Source organism: Pseudomonas agronomica (assembly GCF_025917275.1).
Lineage (GTDB): Bacteria > Pseudomonadota > Gammaproteobacteria > Pseudomonadales > Pseudomonadaceae > Aquipseudomonas > Aquipseudomonas agronomica.
On the sequence record NZ_JAOSHO010000576.1, the window covers coordinates 1 to 2,884 of the forward strand.

4 protein-coding genes are annotated in these 2,884 nt (G+C 61.3%); 3 read left to right on the forward strand and 1 reads right to left on the reverse strand.

Going from position 1 to position 2,884, the window contains the following annotated elements; all coding sequences use genetic code 11:
* Positions 1 to 42: 42 nt before the first annotated feature.
* Positions 43 to 582: a type 1 glutamine amidotransferase domain-containing protein gene (locus OC610_RS24695; RefSeq protein WP_181288163.1), complete on the reverse strand. Its 540-nt coding sequence runs from the start codon at positions 580 to 582 to the stop codon at positions 43 to 45.
* 231 nt (positions 583 to 813) lie between these two features.
* Here OC610_RS24695 and OC610_RS24700 point away from each other — a divergent pair, with 231 nt between their 5' ends.
* The 3 genes from OC610_RS24700 to OC610_RS24710 are packed head-to-tail and all read left to right on the forward strand — an operon-like array spanning position 814 to position 2,848.
* On the forward strand, positions 814 to 1,629 hold the full coding sequence (locus tag OC610_RS24700) for an HDOD domain-containing protein (protein WP_264431607.1): 816 nt from the start codon (positions 814 to 816) through the stop codon (positions 1,627 to 1,629).
* Between the two features lie 31 nt (positions 1,630 to 1,660).
* A complete protein-coding gene (mutM, locus tag OC610_RS24705) occupies positions 1,661 to 2,473 on the forward strand; it encodes a bifunctional DNA-formamidopyrimidine glycosylase/DNA-(apurinic or apyrimidinic site) lyase (RefSeq protein WP_181288165.1) in 813 nt (270 codons plus the stop codon).
* A gap of 54 nt (positions 2,474 to 2,527) precedes the next feature.
* Positions 2,528 to 2,848 carry a multidrug transporter gene (locus OC610_RS24710; RefSeq protein ID WP_264431604.1) on the forward strand — a complete coding sequence of 107 codons (321 nt, stop codon included), beginning with the start codon at positions 2,528 to 2,530 and terminating at the stop codon, positions 2,846 to 2,848.
* Positions 2,849 to 2,884 lie beyond the last annotated feature (36 nt).

Consider the following 2,884-nt stretch of genomic DNA (forward strand, 5'->3'; position numbering starts at 1 on the left):
CAGGCGTAACAGGCGCAACAGGCGCAACAGGCGCAACAGGCTTCACGCGGACAACGCGCTGATCAGCTCACGATTGAACGCCGGAATGTCGTCGGGCTGACGGCTGCTGATCCAGGTTCCGTCCTTGACCACTTCCTGGTCGACCCAGTTCGCGCCGGCATTGACCAGGTCGTCCTTGAGGGTCTTGTAGCTGGTCATGGTCTTGCCCTTGACCAATCCGCTCGACACCAGCAACCAGCCGCCGTGGCAGATCACCGCGATGGGTTTGCCCGCCGCCTCGAAGCCCTTGACCAGGTTCTGGGCGTCGGGGTCGATGCGGATGGTGTCGGAATTCTGCACGCCGCCGGGCAGCACCACGGCATCGTATTGGTCGATATTGGCGGCCTTGAAGGTCAGGTCGACCTTGAAGTCGTCGGCTGGCTTGTCATGGTTCCAGCCTTTGACCTGGCCTTCGCTGGCCGAGACGATCTCCACCTTGGCCCCGGCCTGCTCCAGCGCCTGCTTGGGGCCGGTCAGTTCGGCCTGTTCGAAACCGTTTGTCACCAGGATGGCCACGCGTTTGTCATTCAGGGAGCCAGGCATGAAAAATCTCCTCAAGCTGAGTGGGTTGGCTGCCGACCTAAGCTTTGTTGCTGGCTTGCGGTCGACCCTACAAAGTCCGAAGCCGAGGCATGAATGAAAGTTCCACCCATCTACCCGGCGGTGTGTCGGATTCGTCCTTAACGGTTAGAATCCTCGCCTGGCCCAGAGTGCGTACCCATGTCCCAAGAGCTTTCCGCCGAACAGATCCAACAGTCCTTGCAAGGCATCAGCGTGCCGCCCCAACCGCAAATCATGGTGGATTTGCAGATGGAGCAGTACATGCCCGACCCGGACCTGGAGACCATCGCCAAGCTGATATCCCAGGACCCGGGTCTCTCGGGCGCGTTGCTCAAGATCGTCAATTCGCCGTATTACGGCCTGAGCAACAAGATCACCTCGATCCAGCGCGCGGTGAACCTGCTGGGCAGCCGTTCGATCATCAACCTGATCAATGCGCAGTCCATCAAGGGCGAATTGCACGATGACACGATCGTCACCCTGAATCGCTTCTGGGACACCGCCCAGGATGTGGCGATGACCTGCCTGACCCTCGCCAAGCGCGTCGGCCTGCAGAACGGTGACGAAGCCTATGCCCTGGGCTTGTTCCATGATTGCGGCATACCGCTGATGCTCAAGCAATTCCCGACTTACATGAACGTGCTGGAGGAGGCCTACGCCAATGCCAGCGCCGAGTGCCGGGTGGTCGATACCGAGAACCGCGTGTTCAATACCAACCATGCGGTGGTCGGTTACTACACGTCCAAATCCTGGCGCCTGCCGGATCACGTCAGCCAGGCCATCGCCAATCACCACAACGCCCTGGCGATCTTCAGCGACGAAACGTCGCGCAATAACAGCCCACTGAAGAACCTGCTGGCGATCCTCAAGATGTCGGAGAACATTTGCGCCTCCCATCGCGTGCTGGGCAACCAGGCCGACGATCACGAGTGGGATTGCGTCGGGCCGCTGGTGCTCGATTACATCGGGTTGTCGGAATATGATTTCCAGACCCAGAAACAGGAAATTCGCGACCTCGCCACTCGTTGAGTGCCGGTGTTCGCCTGATTCGAGAGCCCCAATGCCAGAACTGCCGGAAGTCGAAACCACGCGCCGCGGAATCGCGCCACACCTTGAAGGGCAGCGGGTCAGTCGCGTGGTGGTCCGCGACCGCCGCTTGCGCTGGCCGATCCCGGAAGACCTCGATGTGCGCCTCTCGGGCCAGCGCATCGTGCAAGTGGAGCGGCGGGCCAAGTACCTGCTGATCAACGCCGAGGTCGGCACGTTGATCAGCCATCTGGGCATGTCCGGCAACTTGCGGCTGGTCGAGATCGGCATGCCGGCCGCCAAGCATGAGCATGTCGACATCGAACTGGAGTCCGGCCTGGCCTTGCGTTACACCGACCCTCGCCGTTTCGGCGCGATGCTCTGGAGCCTGGATCCGCTCAACCATGAGCTGTTGATTCGCCTCGGCCCCGAGCCCTTGACCGATCTGTTCGATGGCGAACGACTCTTCCAGCTGTCGCGCGGGCGTTCGATGGCGGTCAAGCCGTTCATCATGGATAACGCGGTGGTGGTGGGCGTGGGCAATATCTACGCGACCGAAGCGCTGTTCGCCGCCGGGATCGACCCGCGTCGCGAAGCGGGAGGCATCTCGCGGGCGCGCTATTTGAAACTGGCGATCGAGATCAAGCGCATCCTTGCCCATGCCATCGAGCGCGGCGGCACCACGCTGCGGGACTTTATCGGCGGGGATGGCCAGCCGGGCTATTTCCAGCAGGAACTGTTCGTCTACGGCCGTGGCGGGGAGCTCTGCAAAGTCTGTGGCACGGGGCTGCGGGAAATCCGCCTGGGCCAGCGCGCCAGCGTCTGGTGTCCACGCTGCCAGAGATGATTTGTCCTACGGTCTATAGTCAGTTATCAGACTGCTTAGCCGAAGGATGGCCTCATGAATCTGTTTCGACCTATCGTTCTGGTGCTCTTGCTGGGCGCCAGCTTGCCTGTCTTTGCGAACACCGAGAGTAGTGACCCGCGCTACACCATCCAGAACCCGCCGGCCTACGCCATGATCGGCGATTTGCTGATTGCACGTCCGTTGCTGCTGGCTGCCACCGTGATTGGCGCCGGGGCGTTTGTCGTGTCGTTGCCCTTCACCGCGCTGGGCGGTGGGGTTGGCGATGCGGGGAAGGCGCTGGTGGTGGATCCGGCAAAAGCCACGTTCGTGCGATGCCTGGGGTGTATCGGGGAGGGGTTTGAGCGGCAGGAGTGAAGTCGACAGTTAAAACTTGGCTATGACTGAGGATCC